The sequence below is a fragment of the Microvirga sp. GN3 genome (assembly GCF_055792825.1).
Genome location: NZ_JBVVAK010000068.1, coordinates 18,753 through 44,679, shown reverse-complemented (window position 1 = coordinate 44,679; position 25,927 = coordinate 18,753). Strand labels below are relative to the sequence as shown.

General features: G+C 59.9%; 22 protein-coding genes. 9 read left to right on the top strand and 13 right to left on the bottom strand.

Going from position 1 to position 25,927, the window contains the following annotated elements; all coding sequences use genetic code 11:
• Window positions 1-506 (top strand): site-2 protease family protein (locus tag ACS5Q1_RS27185; protein ID WP_473101103.1); only part of this gene is annotated, 506 nt, incomplete at its 5' end.
• 266 nt (window positions 507-772) lie between these two features.
• Here the strand turns inward: ACS5Q1_RS27185 and ACS5Q1_RS27180 are convergent.
• Window positions 773-1,672 carry a lytic transglycosylase domain-containing protein gene (locus ACS5Q1_RS27180; RefSeq protein ID WP_473101102.1) on the bottom strand — a complete coding sequence of 300 codons (900 nt, stop codon included), beginning with the start codon at window positions 1,670-1,672 and terminating at the stop codon, window positions 773-775.
• A 227-nt stretch (window positions 1,673-1,899) separates the two neighbouring features.
• Between ACS5Q1_RS27180 and ACS5Q1_RS27175 the strand changes: the two genes are divergently transcribed.
• The 3 genes from ACS5Q1_RS27175 to ACS5Q1_RS27165 all read left to right on the top strand — a co-directional run bounded on the left by ACS5Q1_RS27175 (window position 1,900) and on the right by ACS5Q1_RS27165 (window position 4,325).
• The gene (locus ACS5Q1_RS27175; protein ID WP_473101101.1) at window positions 1,900-2,538 is read left to right on the top strand and encodes a hypothetical protein; all 639 of its coding nucleotides are present in this window, start codon (window positions 1,900-1,902) and stop codon (window positions 2,536-2,538) included.
• 330 nt (window positions 2,539-2,868) lie between these two features.
• Window positions 2,869-3,303, top strand: coding sequence for a hypothetical protein (locus ACS5Q1_RS27170; RefSeq protein WP_473101100.1), 435 nt, complete (start codon window positions 2,869-2,871; stop codon window positions 3,301-3,303).
• Window positions 3,304-3,704: 401 nt separating this feature from the next.
• A complete protein-coding gene (locus tag ACS5Q1_RS27165; protein WP_473101099.1) occupies window positions 3,705-4,325 on the top strand; it encodes an ImmA/IrrE family metallo-endopeptidase in 621 nt (206 codons plus the stop codon).
• A 129-nt stretch (window positions 4,326-4,454) separates the two neighbouring features.
• On the opposite strand, the gene ACS5Q1_RS27160 is transcribed toward ACS5Q1_RS27165, so the two are convergent.
• A complete protein-coding gene (locus ACS5Q1_RS27160) occupies window positions 4,455-5,423 on the bottom strand; it encodes an IS5 family transposase (RefSeq protein WP_473101098.1) in 969 nt (322 codons plus the stop codon).
• Window positions 5,424-5,694: 271 nt separating this feature from the next.
• Here ACS5Q1_RS27160 and ACS5Q1_RS27155 point away from each other — a divergent pair, with 271 nt between their 5' ends.
• The 3 genes from ACS5Q1_RS27155 to istB all read left to right on the top strand — a co-directional run bounded on the left by ACS5Q1_RS27155 (window position 5,695) and on the right by istB (window position 8,366).
• Window positions 5,695-5,823 (top strand): hypothetical protein, encoded by a 129-nt coding sequence (locus ACS5Q1_RS27155; protein ID WP_473101097.1) that lies wholly within the window; start codon window positions 5,695-5,697, stop codon window positions 5,821-5,823.
• Window positions 5,824-6,048: 225 nt separating this feature from the next.
• A complete protein-coding gene (gene istA, locus ACS5Q1_RS27150) occupies window positions 6,049-7,560 on the top strand; it encodes an IS21 family transposase (RefSeq protein WP_473101096.1) in 1,512 nt (503 codons plus the stop codon).
• Window positions 7,557-8,366 carry an IS21-like element helper ATPase IstB gene (gene istB / locus ACS5Q1_RS27145; protein ID WP_473101095.1) on the top strand — a complete coding sequence of 270 codons (810 nt, stop codon included), beginning with the start codon at window positions 7,557-7,559 and terminating at the stop codon, window positions 8,364-8,366. Before istA ends, istB begins: the two co-directional genes overlap by 4 nt.
• Window positions 8,367-9,956: 1,590 nt before the next feature.
• Here the strand turns inward: istB and ACS5Q1_RS27140 are convergent.
• A complete protein-coding gene (locus tag ACS5Q1_RS27140) occupies window positions 9,957-10,790 on the bottom strand; it encodes an IS5 family transposase (RefSeq protein WP_473101094.1) in 834 nt (277 codons plus the stop codon).
• A gap of 414 nt (window positions 10,791-11,204) precedes the next feature.
• On the opposite strand from ACS5Q1_RS27140, the gene ACS5Q1_RS27135 reads away from it, so the two are divergent.
• Together ACS5Q1_RS27135 and ACS5Q1_RS27130 are read left to right on the top strand one after the other, a co-directional pair.
• Window positions 11,205-12,230 (top strand): purine-nucleoside phosphorylase, encoded by a 1,026-nt coding sequence (locus ACS5Q1_RS27135; protein WP_473101105.1) that lies wholly within the window; start codon window positions 11,205-11,207, stop codon window positions 12,228-12,230.
• A 606-nt stretch (window positions 12,231-12,836) separates the two neighbouring features.
• Complete coding sequence (locus ACS5Q1_RS27130) at window positions 12,837-13,805, top strand: IS5 family transposase (protein WP_473101093.1); 969 nt, start codon at window positions 12,837-12,839, stop codon at window positions 13,803-13,805.
• Window positions 13,806-13,907: 102 nt separating this feature from the next.
• Here ACS5Q1_RS27130 and ACS5Q1_RS27125 read toward each other — a convergent pair whose 3' ends face one another.
• The 10 genes from ACS5Q1_RS27125 to ACS5Q1_RS27080 form a co-directional block, all read right to left on the bottom strand.
• Complete coding sequence (locus ACS5Q1_RS27125; protein ID WP_473101092.1) at window positions 13,908-14,924, bottom strand: amidohydrolase family protein; 1,017 nt, start codon at window positions 14,922-14,924, stop codon at window positions 13,908-13,910.
• Between the two features lie 27 nt (window positions 14,925-14,951).
• Complete coding sequence (locus ACS5Q1_RS27120) at window positions 14,952-15,731, bottom strand: ABC transporter permease (protein WP_473101091.1); 780 nt, start codon at window positions 15,729-15,731, stop codon at window positions 14,952-14,954.
• Window positions 15,728-16,543: an ABC transporter permease gene (locus ACS5Q1_RS27115; protein ID WP_473101090.1), complete on the bottom strand. Its 816-nt coding sequence runs from the start codon at window positions 16,541-16,543 to the stop codon at window positions 15,728-15,730. The genes ACS5Q1_RS27120 and ACS5Q1_RS27115 overlap by 4 nt, the downstream gene beginning before the upstream one ends.
• Complete coding sequence (locus tag ACS5Q1_RS27110; RefSeq protein WP_473101089.1) at window positions 16,540-17,334, bottom strand: ABC transporter ATP-binding protein; 795 nt, start codon at window positions 17,332-17,334, stop codon at window positions 16,540-16,542. Before ACS5Q1_RS27110 ends, ACS5Q1_RS27115 begins: the two co-directional genes overlap by 4 nt.
• A gap of 111 nt (window positions 17,335-17,445) precedes the next feature.
• Window positions 17,446-18,432: an ABC transporter substrate-binding protein gene (locus tag ACS5Q1_RS27105; protein WP_473101088.1), complete on the bottom strand. Its 987-nt coding sequence runs from the start codon at window positions 18,430-18,432 to the stop codon at window positions 17,446-17,448.
• A gap of 38 nt (window positions 18,433-18,470) precedes the next feature.
• Window positions 18,471-19,793, bottom strand: a complete 1,323-nt coding sequence (locus ACS5Q1_RS27100) for an MmgE/PrpD family protein (protein WP_473101087.1) — start codon at window positions 19,791-19,793, stop codon at window positions 18,471-18,473.
• Window positions 19,790-20,860, bottom strand: a complete 1,071-nt coding sequence (locus tag ACS5Q1_RS27095) for a hypothetical protein (protein WP_473101086.1) — start codon at window positions 20,858-20,860, stop codon at window positions 19,790-19,792. Before ACS5Q1_RS27095 ends, ACS5Q1_RS27100 begins: the two co-directional genes overlap by 4 nt.
• On the bottom strand, window positions 20,845-21,966 hold the full coding sequence (locus ACS5Q1_RS27090) for a M24 family metallopeptidase (RefSeq protein WP_473101085.1): 1,122 nt from the start codon (window positions 21,964-21,966) through the stop codon (window positions 20,845-20,847). Before ACS5Q1_RS27090 ends, ACS5Q1_RS27095 begins: the two co-directional genes overlap by 16 nt.
• Window positions 21,967-21,974: 8 nt before the next feature.
• On the bottom strand, window positions 21,975-23,681 hold the full coding sequence (locus ACS5Q1_RS27085; protein ID WP_473101084.1) for a hydantoinase B/oxoprolinase family protein: 1,707 nt from the start codon (window positions 23,679-23,681) through the stop codon (window positions 21,975-21,977).
• Between the two features lie 8 nt (window positions 23,682-23,689).
• A complete protein-coding gene (locus ACS5Q1_RS27080) occupies window positions 23,690-25,747 on the bottom strand; it encodes a hydantoinase/oxoprolinase family protein (protein ID WP_473101083.1) in 2,058 nt (685 codons plus the stop codon).
• Window positions 25,748-25,927 lie beyond the last annotated feature (180 nt).

The window sequence follows — 25,927 nt, the reverse complement described above, 5'->3', positions numbered from 1 at the left end:
TTCCAACTCTCCTCTTTGTGACTAAGGCCCCTTTCCTGTTTGGATGGGCGAAGCCCGTCCCCGTGGCGTTCGCGCGTCTGGGCCATCCGCGCCGCGACATGGCGATTGTCGCCATGGCCGGGCCACTGGCGAATGTATTGCTGGCTGTTGCGTCCGCCGGTCTCCTGCGGATTGTCTGGGTGCTGCCGGGGGCGATCGTACCCTGGGTGGTTCAGGCACTCTATCAGTCGATCCTGCTGAATCTGGTCTTGGCGATCTTCAACATGTTTCCCTTGCCGCCCCTGGACGGGGGCCGCGTCGTCTTGAGCGTTCTGCCCAACGTCCTGGCAAGGCCATTTGCGAAGCTGGAGCGGTTCGGTTTCCTGGTTCTGCTCGGGATCATCTTTCTTCTGCCGATGCTTGGCAGATCGTTAGGGATCGACTTGAACATTTTCCGATGGTTTGTCGCGATGCCGCTGGCATGGCTACTACCACTTTTCCGGGCAATCGCTGGAGCACCGCCGTAACGGCTGACGATGCAAGGAATCTCCACCCTGTCGTTCGCAGCGAGCGATGAGATGTCAATCGGCGCAGAAATCTTGGCCTCCGCCCGAGCAGACGCAAACACCTAACCCTTCGGAGTAAATGGCCACATTGAAGGGATCATCATCAGTGCGCTTGTGACCCTCTCTCAGAGCAAAGAATGTCCTACACGCAGGAGGTCGTGCCTCGTCGGTGACGAGGGCCCAATCCGAAGCCGAATGACAGACTAACCATTGAGATTGCCGCTGCGCTAACGCGAAGCAACCCGACTTTTCGGCATTGCCAGTTTCAGACGGATTGGTCGAGATGGCGTTCGGTGCATAAGCCGGGCGATGCGGTCTTTCTTGCGCGCCCATTCGTCAACGCGATGTTTCTTGCTCCAATCTCTGTTGGCTCTTCCAGCCTCCTGGAACCTGCTGAGGCTGATCCGCTCTCTCACATAGGGACGAGGAGCTGTGGATGCCGTGACCGTACGCATTGCCGGGCGCTTGCGCTTAATGTCTTTACCTCGGTCTTGATCTCGCGTGCGGATCGCCGGCTGTGGGAGCGTTCCAACTTGAGTTCCTAGTTGAGCTCCCACTGCAGCAAGATGCTGGCGAGCTCGTCGGCAGTACTCGATGCTCAGCGCGCTCATCGTGTCTGAACTGTGTCCGGCGCGGTACTTCATCAGCGCGCGACACAGGTCACCGTCGGCGAGCCGCCAGGCTTTGGCCAGATATCCCACCCCATAGCGAAGATTGGTTCTCGGCTCGGCCAAGTCGGCAGAGGTTCCTTGAAACCCCAGCAGTGCGGCGGTCTTGGGTCTCACCTGCATGAGCCCGATCTCGCCGATGCTGCCAACGGCAGTCGGATCGTACCGGCTCTCAATCCGCACCACCGCATCGACAAGGACCGGCGGCACCCCGTTGGCTGCGGCCTCCTCGGCGATGGCAGGCAAGTACGTGGAGCGATCTTTGAGAGCCCGGGGAGGAGAAGCAATCTCCAGAATGGCGGATGTGGCGATCGGCTCAAGATCAGGCGGCAGCGGAAGCGACGCAAGCTGCCAATCCACATCGATGTCGAGCACATCAAAGTCAGGCTCAGCCGATCCTGAACTTGGAACAAGCACGAGGAGCACTGTCGCGCAGGCAACAAGACGCACACTGAACATGGCCAAGATCCCTTGAGGGCGGCGCTCGACTCAGCTTTTCGCAAATGTGTTGATGGACGGTTTATGCCGACTGTTTCCGAAACGCGGCGGATGCGGCTGATCAGCAGAGGTTCAGACTGCTTTCATGATTCAGCAGTAATACTACGGGATGTCCACCCCAATCTTAACAATAAAGCCATTCCAAGGCTGGTGAGGAGCAGGACACATCTTAGAAGTGGCTGGGAAATATGCTGAAGAGGACTGAAGATATACCTATAACCCTAGACAGGGAGCTGGACACTTTCGAGCGGCTGATCGCGCAAGCTCAAGAACCACTGCCATCGCACGAGTTCACCTTCACCGAAAGCTTCGCAGACCTGATCGAGGAAAGCCTGACGCGGGGATGGATCTATTCAGCCTCCCTGCAGGAACTGCTTGCCGCCATGGATCCGCGGCTTGCTGGTCTTTCCATCGACGGCTTGGCACAGGTCTTCGACTTCGAGGAGGTGCAGGTCTGGGCCAATTCCACCCGATCCATGCCAACGCGGTCGCACGGTGCCGTTGCCATACGCAATGCCGCCTTTCTACTCATCCAGCTCAAAGCGATGGGCTTCCGGGTCGACGATGCGCCGCTCAGCTCCCGGATGAGGCCGTTGCTGGCCAGCAAGAAGGTCCTGGTCGGCCGCGAGTTCTATGTCTTCTGGCAGCAGGAGCTCGAAGCCAAGCGCGAGGCCTTCGTTCTCTACAGCGCGCCTTCTCCGCAGACCGTGACCATCCAAGAGGTGACCTTGCCGCTGGGACACACCATGCGGATCATCTCCGTCGGGAAATGCCCAATCGGCATCGAGGTCACGCCGCCTGGATCGACTGAGATCAGCCCAGACTAGCGTTGTCCGACCCGTCTGGGTTCAATCGGGGGCCGCCGGAGTCGCACAGTCTGGACCGAAGTGGAGATGGTCGTGGGGCGAGCCTGCTCTTTCTGGTCATCAGGGTTCTGAAGAGAGGTCAATCCCTGTGAATCTCGTGGAGAACGGGGACAAGAACGAGAATTGTCACCAGCGATTGCTCGCAAAGGCTCAGAACTCGTTCTTGACTCTGTGAACCAAAACCTAAGCAGGTCCAGGGGCGCAGGAGCGCAGTGATGCGCCGTCACTTTCTCGGTCGGCCGGGGATGATCCTGGACCTCCGCGGCCGTCCAATGACGAAAGGAGAAGGCCATGAACCCGTCGTCACAGTGGACGCTGTTCCTCGCCCGACCCGGAAGACATCGGCAGCACGTCATCCGGGATCCGCGAGGCGAGCCCCGGCTTATCCCTGGCGAAGATGATGGCACCCGGATCAACGATCGTCTCGCCCGGTACCTTGTCGCGAGCCTGAATGCGGGTCTCCATCCGGACGACCCGAACCCGGATGAGGGCTGGTTCCTGGACAGCCCGGGCGACGAGCAGGAACCGGCGCTTCTCATTTGCGATCCGGATTTTGAAGTCAGGCTCGAGATCCTCGAGACCGATAACCGCGAAGAGGATCAGGGGCTGGGCCGCAGAATTACAGCGCTCACCAATACCTATTTCCTTCAGGAGGAGAGTTCACATTCAAGCGTGTCCTCTTCCAGCCCTCGGACAGAAAGGGAGCAATCCAAGTCCAAACTCTGAGTGCTTTGGGGCCAATCGCGCTGGCGTGCGATCAGCCAAGTCGCTCTGCTCAATTCCGGCACCACGGACTGTGTATCAGGCTTCTCGCCGATGATCAGCCGCCGGTGATTTAAGGGTCTTAGGCTGATCTTTGCGTCCACGCCTGGGTGACTAACACGCTCTAAGATCAAACGATTGAGCCCTTGCTCGCCTGACATCGTGCTTCGATTTCAGCGTCAACCATGGCAATGGCGGTGCGGACATCTTGGCGAAAGGCTTCTTTCAATCGCTCAGGCTCTCTGTCCCACCCACGTGCTTCGTCTTGGACTGCGCTTCCGAGCTTGATCCCGTGAAAGGGATTGCAAACCTAGAGAACTCACCGTATTCTATATTTAGTAGTCTCTATGATCCAGAGGCCCGATATGTTGCGGCATGTCACGGATGAAGAGATTGAGCAGCGCGTGAAGGTTCTGCGACGGGAACTCGGTCTTCAGAACCAGAGCCGCCCCAACCTGAGGAACGTGATCGAAAAGCTCACCGCCCGCTTTCGGCACTTCAGTTACCAGCAGATCCCTGACGCCGAAATGCCCGATGCCGAGGCGCAATGGGAGGCCCGAAAGGGCGTCCTGCGGATGCGTGACAGTGTCGTCGGTGCCATGCAGAGGGGTGAGCCACGAGCGCGAATGGCCATCGCCAATGAGATTGGGCACTTCGCCATGCGGCACTCGGGTGTTCGCACCAGGAGCACGACCCAACCGACCGCTGGAAGATCGTTGTTAGAAGCCAAGAAAGAGGAGAGTGAGGCTAGACGTTTCGCTGCGATGTTCCTGGCTCCTAACTATCTCCTCAGGTCGACCGATACGGTTGAGGATATTGTCGACCGTTTTGGACTGAGCTTTGAGGCAGCAATGATCCGCAAGGGCGAGTTCGATGCGTTTCAGCGACGCGCCTCCGGTCAACGGCGCGAGCTACCATCTGTCGTGGTCGATTACCTGAAGGACGCTCAGAGACGGGGCGCGAAGCTGCGGACAGACTTGAATTAGGGATCTCTGACGTTGGCGAATGAACTGGTGCGGAGTACCGGATCCAGCTGGCGGTGCGGTGTAGGAACGCCGATGGCTGTGTTGCACGGATGAGATTGTGCACGCAGTGAATGCACTCGCAGCCCGACCTCAAGCGAGGCGGACAGACTTCGGGCGTCCAAGCTCAAGCATGCGGTTGAGGACATGAACCGCAATCGCGATCTCGGTGATGCGACGTCGGTCTGTCCGCGAGCGCAGCGCTTCACCGATCACTCGTTTGAAGCGGCTTATAGATGCCTCCATAAGTGACCGACGCGTGTACCCGGATCTCCTCTGCCAGCCCACACGTCCATGCTCCGCGATGCCGTGCAGATGCCGGTCGCGCTGGGTCGGAGCGCTCTCTGCCGTATCACTCGGCACGGCAGTCGCTCGTGGTGGAACGATCACGTCCGCATCAGGATGACGCTTGGTGATGGCGCCGTAGATACCAGCCTGATCATAGGCTCCATCGCCGATGAACGAGGCAAGTGGGCCGGGGATCTGATCGAGCAAGGGCCCAACTTGTGAGTCATCATCGACCTCATTGGAAGTCAGCTCTGATGCCAGGATCTGTCCGGTCTCAGCATCGACACCGATGTGCAGCTTGCGCCAGGATCGGCGTCTCCGCGTCCCATGCTTCTCGATCAGCCACTCGCCGGGTCCGCACAGACGCAGGCCTGTGCTGTCGACCAGCAGGTGAACAGGTCCTCCGGAGTTTGAACATGGCCTTGGCACCTCCAAGGTTTCGGCACGCCGGCTCAGAGTCGAGTGATCCGGCACCGCCAGATCGAGACTCAGGAGTTGGAGGATCGAGCCAATCAGGCCTTCGGTCTGACGCAGCGCCAGCCGGAACACCGCCCGCAGGGTCAGCGCTGTCCTGATGGCCAGAGCGGAATAGTGCGGCTGACCGCCTCGTGTCGTGCGGGGCTCGGCCCGCCAGGCGGCAATCGCCTCGTCAGAGAACCAGACGGTGAGACTTCCCCGCTGGCGCAGGGCGGCATCGTATTCGGACCAGTTCGTCACCCGGTGCCGCTGTCTCGGAATGCGGTGCCGGCGAGCAGCATTGGTCTTGAACGGCACGGTAGAGATCCGAGATCAGGAGGGCACAGCCTTCCTATGACATCCAGATCAAGGCACCAACCCGCCCATTCGTGCAACAAGGCGATTCCGAGCCTCCGGCAAGACTGCTTTCGACGGCCAGCCGACCGCCACGGCAAGATCCACTATGTTGCCTGCCGGTGACAGACATCGGCGCCGGAATCGGCCATAGAGCGCGGGCCGAGCATCACCCTTGATCGCCGCCACGTATGCCCCGTTTCAGAACCAGCCGCATTCATCGAAAGTGTTGATCATGCCGCCGACCGAAGTCGCAGCACCCGTCTTTGCGCCCGTCACTCCGACGTTTACCCAAGCCGCTGTCCGGTTTGCCGTCTCCTTTGCGGCCCTAATCGGCCTCAGCCTCCTGCTGGCTGCGCTCTGAGGGTAGATCCTTCGGCATCTGTGCCCACTCCGATACAGCCAAAGTGCCGATCATCAGGCCTTTTTGTCCCTGTCGGTGAAGGAATGCCGCGCGGCGATCAGGGTGGAAGTTGAGCGGCAATCAGAATGAGAGGTGACGGTGCGATCCGTACGGATCGCACCGTCTGGCAGTCGTGGCCGACCGGCTAAGGATTGGATGTCTTCACGCCAATGAGGAATCCGCCCTTTGCCCGGCCGCCATATCACCGACTGCCAGATGAGGCTGTACATGAAGTTTCGCCAAACCAACACCGCCCCGATCGCCGCTGCCAAAGCCGGCTTCAGCCCCTCCACCGCCTCCCGCATTGACAAGGACCCGCGGCTGCCCTCCCAGAAGAAGGTTCCACGCGGGCGCCGGCGCCCCGATCCGCTCGCACGCGTCTGGGACAGCGAGATCGTCCCGCTGCTGCAAGCCGCCCCGAGCCTGCGCCCCGTGGCCCTCTTCGAGGAGATCATCCGTCGCCATCCCGAACTCGGCACCGGGATTCGCCGCACTCTGGAGCGCCGCGTCCGATCCTGGCGCGCCCTGCATGGTCCCGAGCAGGAGGTCATCTTCCGCCAGGTGCACGAGCCCGGACGCATGGGCCTGTCCGACTTCACCGACATGGCCGATCTTTCCATCACGGTGGCCGGCCAGCCTCTCGATCACCGGCTCTATCACTTCCGGCTCGCCTATTCCGGCTTCGAGCATGCCCATGTGGTGCTCGGCGGCGAGAGCTATGTCGCGCTCGCCGAGGGTCTGCAGAATGCCCTCTGGGCCTTGGGTGGTGCTCCACGCGAACACCGCAGCGACAGCCTCTCGGCCGCCTTCCGCAATCTCGATCGCGACGCGCGCGAGGACCTGACCCGGCGCTACGATGCCCTGTGCACCCATTACGGCATGGAGCCGAGCCGCAACAATACCGGCATCGCCCACGAGAACGGCGCCATCGAGAGCGTGCACGGCCACCTCAAGAAGGTGATCGAGGATGCCCTGCTGCTGCGCGGCTCACGCGACTTCGCCGATCTTTTGGCTTACCGCCGCTTCGTCGACGAGGTGGTCGGGCGCCGCAATGCTCGTGTGGCCCCGCGCATCGCGGTCGAGCGCGCTGCCCTTCAGGAGTTGCCGGATCGACGCACCGCCGATTACGAGGACGCCATCGTCACGGTAACTTCGACCAGCGGCTTCGTCCTGCGCAAGGTGTTCTACAGCGTGCCCTCGCGCCTGATCGGCCATCGGCTGCGGGTGCGCCTGTTTGATGATCGCCTCGAGGTTTATCTCGGCGGCACACACCAGATGACGCTGCCGCGCGGGCGGGCCCATCCCAACGGCCGGCACGGGCATGTGGTCGAGTACCGGCACGTGATCCACTCGCTGCGGCGCAAGCCCATGGCCCTGATGGGGCTGGTCTACCGCGACCAACTCTTTCCCCGACAAGCCTACGCTCGCGCCTTCGAGGCCATGTGCGCCAAACTGCCCGCCCGGACCGCCTGCCGCACCATGGTCGATCTGCTCGCCCTGGCGCATGAGCGCGCCTGCGAGGCCGAACTCGCCGAGCGCCTCGACGAGGATCTGAAGGCCGGCCGGCTGCCGGATCTCAAGAGCTTGCGCGTGCTCTTCAGGCCGGATGCCGGTGCCGTGCCCGACATCACGGTCTCCTATGCGCCACTCAGCGCCTACGAAGAACTTGCCATGGTTGAGCAGGGAGAGGTCGCATGACGAGCCCCGATGCCATTGATGCCGGTCGCCTGACCCTGGCGCTCAACGACCTGCGGCTGCCCGCCATCAAGACGATCTGGCCGGACTTCGCGGCTCGCGCCGACAAGGAAGGCTGGCCAGCAGCCCGCTTTCTGGCGGCTCTGGCCGAGCACGAGATGGCCGAGCGCGCCAGCCGGCGCATCCAGCGCCATCTCGACGAGGCCCGTCTTCCTCCCGGCAAGACCCTCGACAGCTTCGACTTCTCCGCGGTGCCGATGATCAGCAAGGCGCAGGTGATGGCGCTGGCGGCCGGGGACAGCTGGCTCGAGAAGGGCGCCAATCTGTTGATGTTCGGCCCGCCGGGCGGGGGCAAATCGCATCTGGCGGCTGCGCTGGGCCTGGCCCTGGTGGAGAACGGCTGGCGGGTGCTGTTCACCCGCACCACCGATCTGGTGCAGAAGCTGCAGACGGCACGGCGGGATCTGCAGCTCGAGGCGGCGATTGCCAAACTCGATAAGTACCATCTGCTGATCCTGGATGACCTCGCCTATGTCAGCAAGGATCAGGCGGAAACCAGCGTCATCTTTGAACTCATCGGCGCCCGGTACGAGCGTCGCTCGCTCTTGATCACGGCCAATCAGCCCTTCGGCGAATGGGGAAAGATCTTTCCGGATCAAGCGATGACGCTCGCCGCGGTGGATCGCTTGGTGCACCACGCGACGATCTTCGAGATGAATGTCGAGAGCTATCGCCGCAGAACCGCCATCGAGCGTAAACGCGGGCCGGGACGCCCGCCGACGCGCGCGACAATTAAAACCTCATCCTGATTGACGCTCGCAACGACAATCAAGAAAGCGCTTGCATCTGTGTCGCGGCGCGACAATCATCATTCCCGCCGCGACAGCCAATCACCAGCCTGATCGCCGCGCACTCCCAATCCAGATTGTCGCGCAATAGAAGGAACGGCTGGAGGCCGTGTCTCCCTGGGAGGAAGCTCCTCTGCCCTGCACGAGGCGCTTCCCTTTGCCAAGACGGGCGAGAGGTCATATATCCCGGATATGGACGGAGGTGCGGGGAGGGCAGATCGACGCCACGAGGCGAGGCTTTCCTGCCATTCACCAACCCACCCCGTATCAAAATCATTTTCAGTCCAAAGCCATTGCTCAGATGAAGCGTCAGCAAAAGCCCTTTTCTGTCGAGATCAAGAAATCCCGCACCCAAGGCCAGCATTCTCACCTTCCGCCACGGCGCCTGTTCGCAGTACCGCCGGATCAGACCTCCGCCTTGATCCAGACTGCAGAACCTCCAGCTGACGCCGCACCGGTGATAGCCCCACGCATTCTGCCGAGCATCATCGAACCTGCTTTCAGCAACCCTGAGCCAATCGAGCCTATGCGCCGCAAGCGGACTGCCAGATCGAAGGACGATGAGGGGCAGATCGAACTCGATTTGCATGCAGACGGAATAAGGAATCCTGAAGACCTGCCAGAGACGCCATCGACCCTGGAATCCGGATTGCAGATGGATGGTGCTCCAACGGCGAAAGAGAGCATACCCTCCGTCTCTGACGTCCAGGTTGACGACCTTGGAACCGAAAAGAAGACGGCTCGGATACGCCGGAAGAAGCCTTCCGAGTTCGTTGGGCAGGTCGAGGCATCGGAGCCTGCGTCGCAACCGTCGCCTGCTCCTGAGGAGGCAGATTCGCATCGCCTCTCCGCAATTGTGACATCATCGAAAGCTGTCCCTCCGAGGGTGACGAGACGCCAAGCCGCGGCAGCGCAACTCCCACGCAGCGAGCGCTGGAAGCGCCGCCTCCATCCGGCGACCTGGTGAGATCAGCACGGGCCCAAGCCGAACCCGCACCGCTGTTGGTGCACGTTCGGGTGGGCGTCACTTGATCAACCCAAGTGGCCTGAGGCGGCAGCGGCTCACGCTGCGGTGTTCACGTCTGTCCGCCTGCACCACCGGTGAGCCCTGTCGCATTGATCGCTTGCGTGCAGCGGCGTCCCGTAGGGAAAAGGTCAGCTACGAAAAAGGATATTGGCAACAGCTCCGATCACGGTACGCTTCGCAGTCAAGCGCCAGCAGGGCTGAGGGCCGATCCTTTCGAAATCGAATGCCGTCCGGCAGAAATCCCTGACAAACTGAGCGGCGTCAGAGACCCGTAGCCAAGCCATGTCCCCAACGCAGCCTCTTCATGAGGCATGCTGCATTGCAAAGAGGCGCGATGCCGCCGATATGAGCAGCGGCTGATTTCAACGCGGCACCGCCTTCTTCCTCCCGGCGCTGCCGTATCGGCCGTTCCCTCTGGAAGGTTTTGACTGATCTGTCGGACCTAAACTTCGCCGGGCTTCGCGCCCGGCTTTTTCTTGTCTGCCGATACAGGCGGTTGATGCGTCTTAGAGGCTGGTGAGCAATTATCTTTCGCCTTTTCGCGTGAGACGGCGCAGCAGAATGCGGCTCATGGCAAGATAAAGCAGCATCTCGCCGGTCTCGATCAGGCGTTCGTAGTCCTTCGCCAGCCGCCGGTTGGTGGTGAGCCAGCCGATGGTCCGCTCCACCACCCATCGGCGTGCGAGCACCTGAAAGCCGCTCGGGCGCGTCGGCGGCTCTGCGTCAATCCGCATCCAGGTTCCGCCGCTCCACCAATGCTGCGGGATGGATAATCTCCAGCCCAGGGCTCTGCGCAACCAGTCCTTCAGCCCTCGATAAGCCGTGTCGGCCCACATCAACTCAATGGCCGGAAACAGATGCTGCAGCCCCTCCAACAAGAGCTCGGCTCCGGCGCGGTCATGGATGTCGGCGGGCTGCACCTTGTTCTTCAGCAGATTGCCTTGCGTATCAACAAGAAGATGGCGCTTGCGGCCCTTGATCTTTTTGCCACCATCATAACCACGTGGTCCGCCCATCTCGGTGGTCTTGACTGACTGGCTGGCAATGATCGCTGCTGTCGGCTGAGGATTGCGGCCGATCCTGCAGCGGTAACTCTCGCGCAGAACCTGGGTCACATGCTCCCAGGTGCCATCCTCGCGCCACTGCGCATAGTGATAGAAAACGGTGCACCGCGGCGGATACTCATGCGGCAGCAGCCGCCACTGCGCTCCGGTGCGCAACAGATAGAAGATGGCATCGACGATGCGCCGTAACGGATAGGTCTGCCGCCGTCCCGCTGGATGGCTGCGAGGGACGAGGGGCTCGAGCAGTGCCCATTCGGCATCGTTGAGATCGCTGGCGTAGGAACAGGCATCCATGGCGGGGCTCCCGGATCGTCAAACGACCCATCCGCAGCAGCAGCCAGCTCCAAACATATGGTGAGTCAAAGGCTTAGATCGAGCAATAAAATTGCTCACCAGCCTCTTAGTCATTTAGCGCAGGTCTAAGCGAGGCGGTTTATTAGAAGGTTGGCTTCTTGCGAACAGAATGAGCCGAACTGGTCGGAGGGACCATCGAGGAGGTTCACGACTACTCGGCCGCGAGCGAGGCTTCGAGGGCCTCAACGCGTTGCGATGGTACGCTCCGCCGGATGGACCAGGTCCTGCGCGCGATCAGCAAGGTTTCAGGTGGCCTTTCTCCCCAATCTTGATAGACACACCAGGGCTTACACTACTGGAAGCCCTCCATCGGGGCTGAGTCAAAACTGGGTTTGCCGAAGTAAGGAGCTGATGATGTTGCGCCGTTTTGGAATGGGTCTCTTGGGCGTTGTTGCGGCTGGCCTTCCACTGACACTTTCCGCTCAGGAAGCTCCTCAGCGGATCATCCCAAAGGTCATGGTCATCACCATGTTTGCCGGTGAGGCCAAGCCTTGGCTCGACAGTGAACACTTCTCCAGGAAGGTGGCGGTTCCCGGCCTGTCAAAGAGCTTCCCTGATGTCTCCTGCACGGATGCCGGCCTGTGCCTGATGACCACCAGCATGGGATATGCCAATGCCGCCAGCTCGGTTTCGGCCTTGATCTACAGTGGCCTGTTCGATCTCTCAAAGACCTACTTTCTGATTGCCGGAATTGCAGGTGTCGATCCGGCCGACGGCACCCTGGGCTCGGCTCATTGGGCTCGCTTTGCTATTGACGGTGGTCTCCAGAACGAGGTTGACGCTCGCGACATCCCACAGGACTGGGCTTCCGGCTACGTTGCGATCGGTGCAAGCCGGCCCGGTGAGAAGGTTGAACTCAAGTACGGCACCGAAGTCTACCGGCTGAACGAAGACCTGCTGCAGAAGGCATACAATCTCACTAAGGACGTGGAACTGGCCGATAGCGATGCTGCCAAAGCCTACCGGGCTCGGTACATGGCCGCACCGGCGGATGCGGCGCCGCGTGTAAGCATCTGCGATACCATTTCCATGGACACGTGGTGGCATGGCTCCAAATTCGGCGCGACTATGGAAGCCTGGGCTAAATTGCTCACGAATGGCGAGGCCAACTATTGCACGACCCAGCAAGAGGATAATTCAACTCTGACAGCCCTGCGTCGTGGTGCGGATGCCAACCTCCTCGAATTTGATCGAGTTGCAGTTCTGCGGACTGCATCGAACTTTGACCGGGAAGGATCAGGTCAGACGCCCATCGAATCTCTAACGGCGAAGTCGGGCGGGTATATTCCCTCGGTGACGAATGCCTATCGGGTTGGTGCCAAATTCGCTCACACAATAGTCGCGGATTGGCAAAGCTGGAGTGCAGGGCCTCGCAAGTAATCTCGGCACAGGCGGCGCTAACCGTCGTAGCTTCATAGGTAAGCCATTCTGGTTCTGATCGACGGAAGGCCAAACCTCCCCTAGCGGGGAGTATGGTGAATCATGCACCGCCAACAGTAGGGGCCGGATGGTAGCCTGAACCCAACGTCAATTAACTCGCCCACGACATCACCAAGGTTGTAAGGCTCGATCGGAAGAGCGTGAGGTTTTATGGGGTCCTCATGAAACGCTTGGGGCAACCCCATTCACAGGAATGGCTAACGTGCCGAGATGCTAAAGCAGATGCGTGACTGTTTGCCCACCCGTCCTTATGGCCATCGATACGCGGGGGTGACGGATCTTCGCCCGTTATATTTGCCAGTATCCTATTATCGGACGTCCCGAACAGCTTGCGAACTTCCCCGCTTGCGCCAATCAGACCGTCTTGTCGTTGCGATGACCGGCGGACCGGCCATCGCTGCTGAATGCGGCGATCACGCCTACCAACTTCTGCTCTCAGGCTGAGGGGCTGCTCCTCCCAATCGCTTTGTTGCACGAATGGACGATTTGGTAGCTGAAGCTGGGTGGCTTAGGAGAATTGTGCTCCCCTGATCTCGGACATCTGCCGTGCCCTTCAAAGCCAATGCCGCGCGCCGTCATCATATCCCGAAGCAGCGGTACCGGGTGACGAACTGGTCCGAATATGATGCTGCCCTGCGTCAACGAGGCAGTCTCACAGTCTGGTTCACAGAGGAAGCGATTGCAGCCTGGCAGGCTGAGCCGCGCATGACACGAGGTGGTCAAGCCCACTATTCGGCTTTGGCGATCAGGACAGCGTTGACGCTGCGGGCGGTGTCCCGGTCGGCCCTGCGCCAAACCGAAGAGCTGATCGGCTCGATCCTCCAACTCCTGGGTCTGGATCTGGCGGTGCCCGATCACTCAACCCTGAGCCGGCGAGCCGAAACCCTGGAGGTGCCAAAGCCATGTCCGGGCTCCGCCGGGCCTGTTCACCTGCTGGTCGACAGCACAGGCCTTCAGCTCTGCGGACCCGGCGAGTGGTTGCTTGAGAAGCACGGCACCCGCAGGCGCCGATCCTGGCGCAAGCTGCACATCGGGGTGGATGCCGAGACTGGACAGATCCTCACCTCGGAGCTGACGACCGCCGATGCCGACGATGGCTCGCAGGTGGAGCCCTTGCTCGACCAGATCACAGCTCCACTCGCCTCTTTCACGGGCGATGGAGCCTACGATCAGACCGGGACCTACAGCGCGGTCGCTGAGCGCTATCCTGATGCCCAGGTGATCGTCCCACCGCGATCAACGGCGGTGCCGAGTGACATGGCAGAGAGCGCGCCGACCCAGCGCGACCTGCACCTCCAAAGCATTACTGAGCATGGACGCAGGGGTTGGCAGAAGCGGTCCGGGTATACTCTTCGTGCCTTGGTGGAGGCGTCCGTCAGCCGCCTCAAGCGAGTGATGGGGGACGGCTTACGCTCGCGGACCGACCAATGCCGCAGGACTGAGATGGCCATCGCCGTTCATGCCCTGAACCGTATGCTTGAGCTTGGACGCCCGAAGTCCGTCCGCATCGCTTGAATGGGCGTTCCTGGGCCTTCAACGCGTGCATAATCCGATCCGTGCAACAAAGCCGCAGACCGCCTCTATACCTTTCCCCTGACTTGGCGCGACACCCCTGATCTATTTACGCACCAGCGTCACACCAGGCTCCTTCAATCCGAGAATGCGCTTGGCATTGCTTCGAAACAGCTTTTCCTCATCCACCGCTGAAAGCTCGATCTCACTCAGCAGCTTCAGGGCAGTTGCCGGATCCCAGCACGGGTAATCGGTGCCATACATGACATTGTCGCTACCGTAATATTCGATTGCGAACTTCATACCGGCCGCGTGAGGCGAGACGGTATCAGTATACATACGCTTCAGGTATGTGCTGACCGGCTTCGGTAGGTTGGCCGTTTTGGTGTTCTTGTCCATCCGGCCGGACTGATAGGGGAGAGCGCCACCTGTGTGCGAAAGCACCACCTTGAGGCCCGGATGCCGCTCCATCAGACCGGACAATACGAGGCGCGCTGCAGCGGTGCTTACCTCCACGACCCTGCCTAAACTCAAATGGAGGGCGCCCCCATAGCCTTCCAGCAAATCCGCAAAAACAGCATCAGTCGGATGGAGAAAAATCGGTAGACCAAGTTCGGAGACACGCGCATAGAAGGGCTCGAGCCGCTCATCATCAATCCGTCCGTCGCGGCCGACGCTGCCGGGCAGATTGACGCCCATGAGACCTAAGTCGCTCACCGCATGATCCATGACCTCCAGAGCGACCCCTGTATCGCTGAGCGGGATCGCAGCGCTTGCCCAGACCCGGCCGGGATAGCGCCCTTGCGCTCCCGCCATCTCCTCGTTCCACATCAACGCGAGGTCGCGGCCCTCGTCGATTGGAAGCTCGGAAAAGGCTATGGACAGGGGGCCGATCGAGCAAACGACTGAGACCTCGTGGCCGAGTGCGTCCATGTGCTCGAGCTGGCGATCGAGATCATACCACTCTGCCCAACTCGCAACGGCGCCGCTGCGCTCGCCTGCACCGCGATAGGTGTAGCCGCCGCGATCGTTCGGATCAGCACGAGGAAACCCGTGCCGCTTGTGGAGATGCTCCAGAACCGAACTTGGCCACCAATGAAAATGCGAGTCGATGATCTTCATGGATCTACCCTCCAGAGAGTTTCGCTCTTATGCATCGGGACTGGTTCGCCAGGCGTCCGTTTGTCTTTCGACAAAGGAGAGGGCCTGCGTCAGCGCCACACCGAGCACGATGATGACCACAATGGATACCATCATCCGGGTGGTCTGAAGCATCTGAGCATAGTATGCGATCGAGTAGCCGAGCCCAGCGTTGGCGCCAAAAAGCTCCGCCACCACAACTCCGGTAAGCGCCCGCCCTACTCCAAGTCTCAGGCCCGCAACAATGACCGGCACGGATCCCGGCAACGCGATGCGGAAGAAGACGTCATGCGGCCGGGCTCCGAAGGAGGTCGCCACTCTCTTGAGATCCCGATCCACGTTCTTGATGCCAGACAGAGTATTGGCGTAGATCGGCGTCAAGGCGAACAGGAAGGCGATCGCTACGATTGTCGGTGTCCCATAGCCAAGCCAAGCAATGAACAACGGGTAGAAGGCAACTGTCGGCGCGGAGTATTTAAACCAGATGAAAGGTTCGAGCGCAGCCTCAGCATCCCGGAACCATCCAGCCAGCATCCCGAGGCCAATACCAACGACCACTGCGAGCCCGAGAGCAAGAGCGAAGGAATAGAGGGTTGCGGCGATGTTGATGAAGAGTGAGCCATCGCCGAGTTGGACAAGGAACTCCTCCCAAACCGCAGCAGGGGTCGAGATGAAGAACGGATTGATCGCTCCTGAGGAGACCGCCAGTTGCCAGAGTACGACGATACCGAGTAAGGAAAATGTTCCGAGGAAAAGCGCCTGTCGACGCATGAAGATGTCCATCATCATTCAGGCCTCCAAGTGCGTACGCGTGCCTCAAGAGCCCTGACAGCAGCTGTCAGCGTAAATCCGAAGGCACTAACGACAAGGGCATAGACGAGTAGTCGATCGATCCGCATGGACGACCCATAAGTATTGAGCTGGTGCCCAATACCGGCTTGGGAGACGAACAGTTCACCTACCACGACGCCCAGCACAGCCCGTCCTACGGCAAGTCGCACACCCGTGAGGATCGAAGGTAGCGAACCCGGAATTAGAATTTGTATGAAGATGTCGAATTTGCTTGCCCCGAAGGAACGGGCAGCGCGGACAAGTTTTGAGTCTACTTCGCGCATACCGGCCATAGTGTTGACGACGATCGGAAAGAGCGCCCCGAGGAATACAACCGCCACTTTTGAAGCCATGCCGATACCAAGCCAGATCACAAGGATCGGTAGCAGGACCAGCGTTGGTGCTATGTAAAGCGCCATTAGAGGTGGATCGATCAGGTACCGCGCGGTCTGCGACGTACCGAGTAGAACCCCTAACGGGATGCTGATAGCGAGTGCGATTGCAAAGCCTAGGAACAGCTCAGTTAGGCTGATTCGAGCATGATAGAAAAAGTTGTCATGGAGGACGACGTCAATCGCTGCAAAGAAGACTTGGCTGGGCTGGCTTGTGAACCGGCCATTCACCCAGCCCAATTCTGGCGCAATCTGCCAAAGAATGAAAAACGCAGCAACGGACAGAACACTCACTATGCTGGAGCGCTTCGGATACCATCCTTGCATCACATTGCGCCTACTCGCATTGCGGACGGAAGTCACGGCCGTTACCATCATGCAACCTCTTCCATGAGATGCATGCCGGCCATGTCGGCTGCCAGATGTGCGCGAAGCCTGCGGCGGAACTCGGTAAAGCGAGGGGTGTCTAGAATCTCAGGAGTACGCGGTCGCGGAAGATCCACCTCAATCACCTCCTTGATATGGCCCGGATTACGGCCCATCACGACGATCTTGTCGGAGAGGAAAATCGCCTCATCAATGTCATGGGTCACGAAAAGCGCAGTCTTCTTGTCGTTTTCCCAGATCCGCAGGAGTTCCTCCCCCATGATCTCGCGCGTTTGCGCATCCAGTGCACCGAAGGGCTCGTCCATCAGCAACACTTCAGGATCAACAGCCAAGGCACGTGCGATATTCGCGCGCTGGCGCATTCCGCCGGACAACTGGTGAGGGTAATAGTCAGCAAAGCGGCCAAGCCCAACGAGTCTGATCATGGACATAGCTCGGTCTGTGTAGTTGCCACCGGTCCAACGCTGCATCTCAAGTCCGAAGCGGACATTTCCGAGCACGGTGCGCCACGGCAGAAGCGAAGCATCCTGAAAGACCACGGCGCGGTCGGGCCCGGGCCCCGTCACAACACGTCTGTCGATCGCGATCGAACCTCGTGCGACCTTCACGAGGCCTGCGATGGATAGGAGCAACGTGCTTTTCCCGCATCCGCTGGACCCCACGATGGAAACGAATTCACCATCACGGACGGAAAGGCTGACATCATTCACAGCTGTGAAAAGCTCTTCGCCATTCGGCATTCGATATTCGATTCTCAGGTTTCGGATCTCGATTCCGGCCATGCTCGCTGCTCCTCTGAGCTGCTGATCTCAGCGCATTACATTTCTAGAGTTGGACCCTGCAGCTGGGCTTTCATCCAGCTGCAGGGGGTAGGAGTTTCACCGCAGCTCAACTCACTCGGGCTTCCACTGGTTGTATGTGTTCACATAAGTCGGATCCCAGAAACGGCTCAGCGGCCAAGTTTCCTTATAGGTACCGCTCTGGATGCCCATAGCCCAAAAGGCCTTCATGCCGGCCTCGCTCGGCAGTCGCCCATCCTCGAAGATAGCGCCGATGAAATCATCGTAGCCACGGTCAGCATACTTCTTCTCGTAGCCAACTTTCTGAACGAGAATCTCAACAGCTCGCTCCTTGTTGGCCTTTGTAAACCGCACGCCCTTCACATAGGCGCGAAGAAGCGCCTTGATGGTATTCGGGCTCGCCTGAAGGAAGTCCTGCTTCGCGTAGAATACATGGAAGGGGTAGTCCTCCGCGATTTCTTTCTGACTCATGATCATTCTATATCCCTGATCGGCAGCCAGGAATTTTTCCGGTGTCGCGAAGATATTGACGTCGAGCTGACCGGCGTCCATGGCTGCTAGACGCGCAGCCGAGCCGCCACCTTGAATGATTTTGACATCCTTCTTCGGATCCGTGCCGTGGGTCGTGAGCGCGTAACGCGTAAGGAAGTCGGTGGACGAGCCAAACGTCGTGACCCCGAACCGGGCTCCTTTCGCCTCGGCTAGGGATTTGATCTTTGGCACAGCATACCAGTCAAAGACCGCCATATTGAGGCCGCCGTAGAAGACCTTTACACCTTGCCCCGTCTCCACGCCCACGAGGGCCTCGGAAAGAGCCCCTACACCGACATCCACAGCGCCTGCTACCATTCCGCGCACGAGATCGGTGCCACCTTTGAACGCAACGATCTGGACGTTCAGGCCTTCCTCCTTGAAGAAGCCTTCCGTCTCGGCCAAATAAAGCGGGATGAAGGTCGACGTGGTGACTGGCAGTCCGATCGTGATATCGGCCTTTTCGGGCGCGTTCTGCGCGTAGGAAGCGCCTGCGCCTAAGGTCAGCGCGGCGATGGCTACACCAACTGTCTTGAAGAGACTTAACATTGCTTTCCTCCCTGTTATCATCAGCTCGTTGGCCGTTTCTATTGAATGCTTGTCCGGCGCATCGCTCTTAGGCGCAGGCTCTCGCCGTCTGCCTCCTGGGCAAGCGCTCCGCATAACAAGTTATAGGCGGTCTGCACCGACCCGTCCTTCATCCCCATCAGGGCTTCAAGCGCATCACGCCTGCTGGAATCCTGGCCACTGATCTTTGCAATCTTCCATATCACCAAGTCGCGAATGGAATCCTGATTGCCGGGATCGCCGGGAACGGAGGAGCTATGGCGCTCAACCCACCCTGCTCCGATGCGTACCGAGACTCTCGCCGGCCAGCTCTCCCCTGACAGGCTTTCATCGGGGATCACTGTCACCCGCTCGGCAAACGCGAGTATCTCAGAGCTAAACGCTTGCGTTCTGCTGACATCGCTCAAACGTGCCGGATCGAAAGCCGCTATGCCTAACTGAAGGCCGAGATGAGCGATGGTTGAAAGACGATCCATTGGGTCAAGGGGACGACTGACCACCGGCACTGCCTCGGGAGGCAGCGCTACGCGAACTTCGTTGATCGACCGAGGCGCGGTGCCTGACGCGAGAACCTGGCGGAAGCCTTCAATGGCGTTGATACCCTGACGCGCAGCGACAAAGGGCTTTAGACCCACTGACAGAATGGCATCCGGGCGCAAGGCCCGCCATTCGGCAGCAGCAGCACTCTGAGCGATCAGCCAATCGGACGAGATCAAATTGAGATCGCCCTTGAATCCAGATCTTGCCGCATAAGCTGCTCGGATCCCTTTGAGCGTGGCCTCTCCAATGACGAGCCAACGGGCTGACGGAACTCCCACTGGACGCCCATGACGACCTGAGCTTCCGGCCAGAGCCAAAACGAGTGCCTCTGCCCCCTCTTCCGTAGACAGACCAAGGGCGGCCGAAGCAGTGACTGCCGCAATCACAGGGGCGGCGAGCAATCCAGGCCACGTCCCTGGAAGTGCCGAAACGCCGCCGATGGCTTCGCCTAAGGCTGTGCCAGCCGCATAGCCGCTACAAATCGCGGCGACAAAACGGGACTCATCCTCGGCAAGCGCCAGAGCAACAGGCACAGCAATCGCACCTGGCGTCACGCAGGAGGAAACATGGATGTCGTCCCACTCCGTAAACCTTATGATTGCTGCGGCCGCCGCCGCCGCAGCAAACAGCAGCTTCAATCCGCTATCTTCATAGTAAGCGATCAGCGCCTGCCCCTCCGAGGAGCGGGCTCCCACTGTCAAACACGCCAAGGCATCAGCGGCATGCAGCCCAGCGCGGGCCTGGAGCACTGGGTCCCGCCCATCGATCGCAGTCAGAGGTGCTAGAAGATCGCGTGCGTTCAAGCGGCTACCTCCCTGACCTTATTTGGTGAGTTCAGACCAACAGGCCCGGCAGCGAGCACGGTCGTACGCTCAAGATCGAATGTTGCGCTCAGAATTCCATACGGCATCCTGGGTATGGCATCATGCTCTTTTCCGGCGACCTGCACGAGCGGGAGCGTCCCATGAGGCGCCTCTATTCGCCAATCAACGAGCGTGATGGCTGAGGTCCCGGATCGCTCCGACAGCTGATGGCTGAGCGGAATCGCAGGATCAAAGTCGGACAAGCGGCGCTCAAACGTGTCTTCGACCTTTTTTAGTTGCTCTTGCAAATCAGGATCACGGGAAAAGGTCTTGGTCCTGCGGGTCCACACGCCGTTATAGGCTAACGATAGGCGGATGGCGAAAGTCTCGCCAGGCGCTGCGTGGCTTAGACGGCCCAAGCGAGCATCCCGGCTAAGATCGGGAGCGACAGCGACATAGCACTCCTCAGCGCCGGCTTGCCGGGCCATGCCCTCGAGCTGGCCGAGCATCTCTCCGAGATGCGCAGAGGTAGGATCCACCTCGTTCAACGCTTGGCACGCCAGCGTGTCGGCCCGGCGCACGAGATTGAGCTCCCGCTCATCTGGTTCGCTTCGCACGCCGGCAAAGACATGTGAGCCGTCGAGGAATTCGAAAGCTGCAACGGCCGTCATTTCTTCAGCGAGCCCTGCCGGAAGGCGGTCAAGCTCCAGGACTCCGACCCGACGGCAGCCGTAGGAAGCGAGACGTTCGCCTATAACGCGTCCCGGCTTGGGCGAATGGGCGATCTCGGCCGTGGGATTGACAGAGCGGATCCAGTTGCCGACGCGCTTCGAAAGTGCCGTAGCGAACAGAGGCTGCTGTCCGGGAACCATGAGAAGGAGCGCATCAGCCCAGTATGGGGTAAATCCGGTAAGATAGGTCACCCCCGCTGACCGGACATGGTTCGTGTAGATCAGAAAGGCGTCGAAGCCCGCGCTCCGCACGGCATGCTCCAGTCGGAGCTGACGTATCTGGACGTCCGATACCGAAAGTTCCTGTTCACGCCAAAGCATCAAACCACGTCGCATGCCGCCTCCTTTTCGACAGGGCTGCCGAACAGCTCGCGCTTCGTGCGCGCCAGTACTTCGGGACCATCTTTACCGATGATCAGCGTATCGCCCAGGACGATGTATCCCACCTCCGGGTGGTACGTATTCGGATGCACAATGATCGACATTCCCTCTTCCAAGGACGTCGTGACGTCCTCTAGGATCTGTGGCTTCGTATCGGGGAATAGGCCTACGCCGTGTCCCCTCACCCGCGTGTATTCGCTGGTCACATAGTCGCCGAGGCCGTAGCGTCGAAAGACATCATTCTCCGCGCGGGCCACCTCGGCGGCCGTTACGCCTGGCCTCACGGCTGCGATTCCCGCCTCAAGAGCCTCCTTGAAGATGCCGAAGGCCCGGTATTGTGCTTCGGATGGGTCGCCCACCACCAGAGTTCGGCAGATCTGTGCGTAGTAGCCACCGACGCATGGCGTGAGTTCGGTCGTGACCATGTCGCCCGGCTTGAGCAGCTTGCCTGAAGGCGGCGCCATGCCGCGAACCTCCGGTCCGCCAACACCGATAATCATGAAATTGTCGTCGACACCTTTTGCACGGTAAAACGCCTCGATTTCTGCGATAAGAGCATAGTCTTGGCGCCCCGGCCGAGCTGCGGCTCGGAACACGGCATAACCCTCGTCCGCCATCTGCGCAGCCTTGCGAACCCATTCGAGTTCGTCATCCGCTTTGACCATCAGCAGGCGGTCTATCAGCGCAGTCGCGTCCTCAAACCGCTTCCCGCTGCAAACAAGCCCATATGGAAGGTGACGGGCTGGGCCTGCAGCGATCCGGCTATTGCCTAAGCGACTGATCACCGTGGACACGGCGCCGACGAGATCACGGGCCGCTCTGATATCGACGTCTGGACATTCGACTGAGGCACGTTCGACTTCGATCGGGTTGTCGAGATAGAGCGCTATCTCGCCGTCACGGTGGACCACTGCGATCCCTTCACCCTCGAGAATGCCAAAGTCGACTGCATAGCGCAGATAGTCGTTCTGCCAGGCGTTGCCATATAGAACGAGCGCCTCAACCCCGGCCTCCCTCATCGCCTCGGCCACTCTTCTCTTACGCGTTTCGGCGGTTACCATGACCGTGCTCATGAGTTGGCGGCAATCTTCTCGGGCAGTTCGGTGTAGCCGTAATCGCGATAGGCTGCGCTGGCAGAGACGAGACCCATCGCGATATCCTCCTCTACATCCTGTCTCGCCCGCTTCTTCGGATCGCCATAGCCGCCACCGCCGGCTGTAAGGAAAGTGATGCGATCGCCGGCACGAAAATGAACATCCGTTGCCTTCTGTACCGTCTCACGTGTGCCGTCGGTGCGTTCGATGATGGCAACACTCACCTCACCCGGCTTGCCGCCGTGGAGGCCCCATGGAGGCGTGACGGTGCGATCAAAGTTGATGTTGCCGCGGCATTCACGCAGGCAGCGATAGGTGAGCGCGACTCCAAGTCCACCCCGGTGCTTACCTGCGCCGCCGGAATCTGTCCTTACGGCATGCTGCTCGATAATGAATGGATACTTTATTTCTTGCAGTTCGACAGGTGTATTGCGGACGTCGCCCTGACAGACCGATACGGCCGCTGACTCACCATCCTCTTGCGGGCGTCCGCCCCAGCCTCCGCCAAAGATATTCATCAGTAGAAAACGCGACCCGTCCTCGTAGAAACCAAAGAACGAGCATCCCCCCATATCGCCCTTATGTGCGGCTGGAATGAGCTCCGGCACAGCCGGGGCAAGCGCCTTCAGGATCGTGTCGATCACTGTGGGAAGCGCGATACTCCACTGGCCAAGCGCCGCGGGAGGACGGGCGCTCAGTATAGTTCCATCCGGCAATTGGACGTCGAGCGCACGGAAGCAGCCCTCGTTGACGTCGAGTTCCGGTGAGGTCAGCGCCTTGAATGCGACGCGCGCGGCGGCGATGCCCCCCGAGCGGCCGGAGTTCAGCGGGCTGTTCACCTGCGGGTGCATCTCAGAAAAATCAACTGTCATGGTCGAGCCTGAAATGATCACGCCCACTTTGATTTTTAGCGGAGTGCCTAGATTGCGACCATCGTTGTCGAGGAAACTCTCAGCACTATAGACGCCGTCGGGGATTTGCTCGATCACGCGTCGCACCGACTGGTCCGTGTGCTCCCAAATCGCCCTGACACAGTCCTCGAGCGTTCCGCGTCCATAGCGTGCGACAAGTTCCGAATACCGCTTTGCGCCGATCTGGCACGCGGCCACTTGAGCACGCAGGTCACCTAGGCTTGCTTCAGGATAGCGAATATTGTCGCGGATGATTTGATAGAGTGTGTCGTTAAGCTCGCCGGCCTTGTAAATCTTGAGGGAACGCATCTGCAGCCCTTCGCTGTAGATGTCCGTCGTGGCATTCGAGCCGAACCCCTGCCGACTGCCGCCAATATCGACCCAGTGGGCGCGGTTGGCCGCAAAGCCGATGAGCGCGCCATTATGGAAGCAGGGAGCATAGACAACGACGTTGTTCAGGTGCTGGCCGCAGATGTGGCCGTGGTTCATCACCAGCACATCGCCCTCGGAGAAACCCTCCAAACCGTAGCGCTGAATGCCATCCTCCACGGCCACGCCAAGATCGGCGAGGAAGATCGGCAACCCACCGCGGTTCTGCGAGATCATGCGGCCCTCTGTATCCAAGAGTCCGCAGCAATAATCGCGCACCTCGTAGATCATCATATTGTAGGCGGACTTGCAGAGCGCCTCGGCCATCTCGTCCGCGTAGGCAACAACGGCGTTGCGGACGACTTCGACGGTAATCGGATCGGCGTTCTTTGTGGTCATCATTGTTTCCTTCAGGAATGCTTTGCAATCGTGATCACGAGGTGGCCGAACTCGCTCACCACAACTTCATCGTCCGGATGGATGAGGATTGTGGAGTTGGGCTCCTCAATCACGGCCGGTCCACGGATGGTGGTTCCGGCAGCGAGCGATGGGCGCCAATAAATGGCGGTCTTCAGCGGCCTGGACGGATCGTCGAAAACGACATCACGTGTGCCTAACTCCGCCTCGCCCTCGGGAGCCCAGGGGCATGAGAGCCATTCATCGGCTGCATCATCATTGCGCGCGGCTGTCAGAACCAGACGAAGGCTCACGATCTCGAGCGACTCGTCCGGTGCGGACTGGCTGTAGCGCTGATCATGCTCGCGATCGAAGCGGCGGCGGATCTCCGTTGTGTCTCCCGAAAGCATGTCGACGCTTTCGATGGGGATGGAGATGGAGTGCTCCTGGCCGACATAACGAAGATCGGCGAAGAAGCGGAAGTCCGCCGATGCAACATCAATGCTATCGCGCTCCAGCTGCTCGCGTCCTGCGACAGCCAGTTCGCTGAAAACTCGCTCGATCTCTGCAACAGACAGGGATCCAATACGGCCAATGAGCGTCTGCACGAAGTCCTGCCGCCAGGAGGCCATGAGCATTCCAAGGGCCGAGAAGGTGCCAGGCAACTTTGGAATGATCACGGTAGGAATGTGGATCTCGCGAGCGATGGACACGGCATGAAGCGGTCCTGCACCCCCGAACGCGATCATGGCCGTATCGCGCGGATCGACCCCCTTGTTGATCGAGACGGCCCGTACTGAGAGCGACATTGAGGCATCGGCAATACGCGCCACGCCGAGGGCAGCCTCCAGCGTGCCCAACTGAAGGGGTCCCGCTACCGTGAACTGCATGGCGCGTTCCGCTGCAGCCTTGTCGAGCGGCATGCCGCCATTGAGGAAACGGTGAGGGTTTATGCGACCCAAAATCAGGTCCGCATCGGTCACGACCGGCTGTTGGCCACCCTTGCCGTAGCAAGCGGGGCCCGGATCCGCCCCGACACTCTGCGGGCCGACATGCAGACCGCCGATCCCGTCAACCCACGCGATCGAACCGCCGCCAGCACCCACCTCGACGATGTTGACCACCGGCAGTTGCATTGGTTGGCCGCTTGCGTGGTCGCCGATCACATAGCCACTCTCGATAGCGGGTGCACCGTCAGTAATCAGACTGGACTTGGCGGTGGTCCCACCCATGTCAAAACCGACACCTTGTTTCAAGCCGAGCAGCTTTGCCAGTCGACCAGCGCCAATCATCCCTGCCACTGGCCCCGACTCCATCATCGAGACCGGCTGCTCCTGCGCAACCTTGATGGACATAACGCCACCATTGGAGCGCATGATGTGAATCTTGCCGCGGAAGGCGCCATCGCGCAGATGATTTTCCAGACGCTTGAGATATCCTTGCACCCGCGGGCCGACGAAGGCATTAAGGCCAGTCGTCGAGGTCCGCTCATATTCTCGATACTCGCGCAGGATCTCATGCGAGAGCGTCACGAAGAGGTTAGGCCGTGCCTTGCGCAGAATCTCTCCGACCCGGCGCTCGTGCGCGGGATTTGCATAGGAATGCAGGAAGCAGACAGCTACCGCCTCTACGCCTTCAGCATCGAGTGCTTCAAGCACTGCCTCTGCTGCCTGCTCATCAAGCGGCTCCAACACCTCGCCTGAAGCAAGAACCCGCTCCGGGATCTCGAAGGTTAGATTGCGTGGCACCAGAGGTTGGGGACGCTTGAAGAACAGATTGAATGCCTCGATGCGATTCGAGCGGCCAATGGCGTAGACGTCACGGAACCCTTTGGTGGTCAGAAGTGCCGTGCGGGCGCCCTTATGTTCGAGCACCGTATTGATGGCAATTGTGGAGCCGTGCAGAATCTCGTCCAACCGGTCCGTGCTGCATCCGGCGAGTTCGAGGCTGGTGGCAACGCCTCGGGTAGGGTCCGCCGGCACGGTGGACGTCTTCGAGGTAATAATCGCCCCATCTACATAGCCGACCAGATCGGTAAAAGTGCCGCCGATATCGATTCCAACTACGTTCATTCGCTCATTCCTTGACATCGCGCCGAGTGCGCCACAGGAGGGATCGCAAACCGCCAAGGTATCGCTTGGCTGAAGAAATCCTCCCTAAAGCTCAATGCTCGCGCACCGATTAGCTGACGGTTCGACCGTCGTCTGCTTGTGACGGGTGGAAGGATTACAAAAGCGTCGGGTGGCAGCAAC